We start from the raw sequence: 2,541 nt of genomic DNA on the forward strand, positions 1-2,541 counted from the left end.
GGAGGGTTTATATTTTGGGTATTGGACGATGGGGGAGAGTGGGAATTACTTAGTGAGAGGTTTGGATATATCCATCGTTACATCCCCACCTATTTTTATGTGCAATCTACGTAATGAAAAGTAGTAGGTTATAGAGGTGTTACAAGTCAATGCACAAAGGGAGAAGGAAATTGTGAAATTTGAGTAAGGAAAAGAATTAAATGTTACTATTGAGGAATATACTGATATGAAATGAAAAAATGAAGTTAATTTCATAAGGAGGGAGTATGGAATTAAAGTATAATCATTCTGGTTATTATTCAGGAGAGCTATTTAGTTTTCTTGTTCAATATAATGGAGACATATTACAGCAATTAAATAATGTTTCATATGCTTTTGGAAATATAATTAATGATAAGTTAGCTATAGTTATTTGTAGATATGAAGATATTCAAAAACTAAAGAATGATGTACCTGCAATAATATATATAGATAAATATAATGTGTTTGTATTAGAGGATGTAAATCCAAGCTCTACATCTGGGATTACTCAGGTAATCGAAAATCCGTACTTAAGCTTATCCGGCCAAGATATAATTGTTGGACTTTTAGATACTGGAATAGATTATTTAAATGAAGACTTTATGTTTGAAGATGGAAAAACAAAGATTTTAACAATTTGGGACCAAAGTATAGATGGAAAGGATGGAGGAAATCTATCACCCTTTAAATTTGGAACTGTGTATAGCTCTGAAGATATTAATAATGCAATAATGGCTAAGCAAAGAGTCGAAGATCCTTATAAGATTGTTGAAAGTAAGGATTTAAATGGTCACGGTACTAAAATAGCTGGAATTATAGGGGGAAAGGGTTATTCAAAAAAATATAGTGGAATAGCTCAAAATTGCCTTTTTGCAGTAGTAAAGCTTAAGGAATCAATGTATTTTTAGATGTATCATAACTGGAGATAATGATGAAAGTTTAGTTGAGATAAAAATACCACGAGAAATTGGAAAATTAACCATGAAAATTTGGATTAAGTATCCAGATAAAATGTCCATTAATATAATATCTCCATCAGGTGAACAATCTGGATTTGTAGTACCTAAGATTAAAATGTTCGATGAGTTTATGTATTATCTGTTGGATATTATAACTCTGAATAAGATTCAATAGTTTCATCTTCAGGAAAAGGTGATGATAGAAGTTTGCTAATTAATCCAGATGTAGTTGCACCAGGAATTAATATTCTTACTACTTCAGTTGGAGGAAGAATTATAACAGCATCAGGAGGGTCTGTTGCAGCAGCTATTGCATGTTGAGTTTCTGTGCTTATGTTTGATTGGGCATTTAACTATAAAAATGATATTAATTTAAATAGTAATAAGTTAAGAGCTTATATTGTAGATGGAGCAGAAAGAAGTAATAATTACACTTATCCTAATACTAGTTGGGGATATGGAAAACTTAGCTTAGATGGTATTTTTAATTTTATTACTGGAATATCCTTAATTAATTTATCAGGTTATAGGGATTTAAATAGAAGATCTATTTTTATTAGGATTCCAGAAAATATAAAGGAGATTAATCATGGTAAATGGAGAAACGATCTTTTTTGATACAAATTACAATCATTATTTAATTCAATATATAGAAAAGCTAGGAAATGATTATTCTGATAATCAAAAAATACATTTTACTGTTATAGATGATAAAAATGCAATAATGAGCGTACCAAAGAGTATTAATGGGTTAATAATAAGAAAAAATATGCCATTTATAACGTATATTAACCGGCCATGATTATATACACTTCAGAAAGATATTAATCCAATAGAGAGTGCTAATTATAATCAAAATAACAATAACATAGTTAATAGTTCTGGAATGGCTTCTTTAAAGGATTCTATTAATAAGATAGATTTAGCAGCAGGTGGAATTAATATGTTAGCCATAAATAATAATGGTGAAAAGCAATTAGTTTCAGGAACTAGTGTATCATCAGCTGTAGTAGCGGGAGTATGTGCTATGATTTTGCAATGGGGTGTTGTAGAAGGTAATGACCCATTAATGTATTCTAAAAAGATAAAAGCTTATCTTGCAAGAGGTGTAAGTAAAAGAGCTGGTGATATTTATCCTAATGTTGAGTGGGGATATGGTATGTTAAATGTAGCAGAACTATTTAGAAATATGTATTAAAACTTTAAAGAATGAAAAGAATTATATGTAAATTATAGGAAAGAGTGTATAATTATAGTGGAAGAGAATTTTAGTTAGAAACAAGGGGGAACAGGAAAATGGGGAAATTAGATTTTTCATCAGTTGATTCTATAGAAAAGGCTATGGAGTTAGGTAAGGAGAAGGTTCTTTCACCTCTTTATTTAATGCCAATAAGATTTAATGGTCAAACTATTCCTGAAAACACAGTTTATGTGCCATCAATAGTTGTAAATGTAAAGGACAGATATGATGATGTGGTAGAAGAGTTATTAGAAAAAGATAAGGTTGATGCTTATGAATGTGAGCCAAAGTATAAGGGAGACAGCTTTATTCCATCATCAT

6 protein-coding genes are annotated in these 2,541 nt (G+C 30.0%); all 6 read left to right on the forward strand.

Annotation, left to right across the window (positions count from 1 at the left end):
- Nucleotides 1-266 precede the first annotated feature (266 nt).
- Nucleotides 267-929 (forward strand): S8 family serine peptidase, encoded by a 663-nt coding sequence (locus tag ACRDBA_RS06415; RefSeq protein ID WP_438572103.1) that lies wholly within the window; start codon nt 267-269, stop codon nt 927-929.
- A gap of 73 nt (nt 930-1,002) precedes the next feature.
- The gene (locus ACRDBA_RS06420; protein ID WP_438572104.1) at nt 1,003-1,155 is read left to right on the forward strand and encodes a hypothetical protein; all 153 of its coding nucleotides are present in this window, start codon (nt 1,003-1,005) and stop codon (nt 1,153-1,155) included.
- 158 nt (nt 1,156-1,313) lie between these two features.
- On the forward strand, nt 1,314-1,598 hold the full coding sequence (locus ACRDBA_RS06425; protein ID WP_438572105.1) for a hypothetical protein: 285 nt from the start codon (nt 1,314-1,316) through the stop codon (nt 1,596-1,598).
- A complete protein-coding gene (locus tag ACRDBA_RS06430; RefSeq protein ID WP_438572106.1) occupies nt 1,570-1,782 on the forward strand; it encodes a hypothetical protein in 213 nt (70 codons plus the stop codon). Before ACRDBA_RS06425 ends, ACRDBA_RS06430 begins: the two co-directional genes overlap by 29 nt.
- Nucleotides 1,783-1,812: 30 nt before the next feature.
- On the forward strand, nt 1,813-2,178 hold the full coding sequence (locus tag ACRDBA_RS06435; protein WP_438572108.1) for a S8 family serine peptidase: 366 nt from the start codon (nt 1,813-1,815) through the stop codon (nt 2,176-2,178).
- A gap of 98 nt (nt 2,179-2,276) precedes the next feature.
- On the forward strand, nt 2,277-2,541 hold a 265-nt coding region (locus ACRDBA_RS06440), incomplete at its 3' end, for a hypothetical protein (RefSeq protein ID WP_438572107.1).

The organism is Clostridium sp. (assembly GCF_051654825.1).
In the GTDB taxonomy this organism is placed as follows: Bacteria; Bacillota; Clostridia; order Clostridiales; family Clostridiaceae; genus Clostridium.

Coding starts and splice junctions, on each gene's coding strand:
- ACRDBA_RS06415 (WP_438572103.1), top strand. CDS start 267: ATGGAATTAAAGTATAATCATTCTGGTTATTATTCAGGAGAGCTATTT.
- ACRDBA_RS06420 (WP_438572104.1), top strand. CDS start 1,003: ATGAAAATTTGGATTAAGTATCCAGATAAAATGTCCATTAATATAATA.
- ACRDBA_RS06425 (WP_438572105.1), top strand. CDS start 1,314: ATGTTTGATTGGGCATTTAACTATAAAAATGATATTAATTTAAATAGT.
- ACRDBA_RS06430 (WP_438572106.1), top strand. CDS start 1,570: ATGGTAAATGGAGAAACGATCTTTTTTGATACAAATTACAATCATTAT.